1 pseudogene is annotated in these 704 nt (G+C 65.2%); it reads left to right on the top strand.

The window, feature by feature from the left end:
- Positions 1-704 (top strand): annotated as a pseudogene (locus XBLMG947_RS20360) (IS3 family transposase); the annotation flags it as partial.

Genomic DNA, 704 nt, shown 5'->3' with positions numbered 1-704 from the left:
CGGCTCAAGGACCTGGAGGCCGAGAACACGCGCCTGAAGAAGCTGCTGGCCGAGCAGCTGTTCGAGAACGATCTGATCAAGGATGCGCTGCGAAAAAAGTGGTGAGCGCACCGGCGCGTCGTGCGCTGGTGCGCGAGTGGATCGGCGGCGGCACCAGCGAGCGCCGGGCTTTGGCTGCGATCGGGATGAGCGCCAGCGCGTTGCGCTATTGCCCGCGCGAGGACCGCAACCTCGCGCTACGCGAGCGCATCGTGGAACTGGCGCATCGCCACAAGCGCTATGGCGTAGGAATGATCTATCTCAAACTCCGACAGGAAGGCCGCATCGTGAATTACAAACGTGTGGAGCGGCTGTACCGCGAGCAGCAGCTGCAAGTCCGCCGCCGCAAGCGCAAGAAAGTGCCAGTGGGCGAGCGTCAGCCGCGACTGCGACCATCGCAGGCCAACCAGGTGTGGTCGATGGACTTCGTGTTCGACCGCACCGCCGAAGGCAGGGCGATCAAGTGTCTGGTGGTCGTGGACGACGCCACGCATGAGGCGGTCGCCATCGAGGTGGAGCGTGCACTATCGGGCCATGGCGTGGCGCGCGTGCTGGATCGGCTCGCCATCAGCCGCGGCTTGCCGCAGGTGATCCGCACCGATAACGGCAAGGAGTTTTGCGGCAAGGCGATGGTGGCCTGGGCGCATGCGCGTGGCGTGCAGTTA

Origin of the sequence: Xanthomonas bromi, assembly GCF_900092025.1 — a bacterium.
Taxonomy (GTDB): Bacteria; Pseudomonadota; Gammaproteobacteria; order Xanthomonadales; family Xanthomonadaceae; genus Xanthomonas; species Xanthomonas bromi.
Note: the sequence above shows the minus strand (reverse complement) of the source record. Positions and strands in the feature narration are given on the sequence as shown.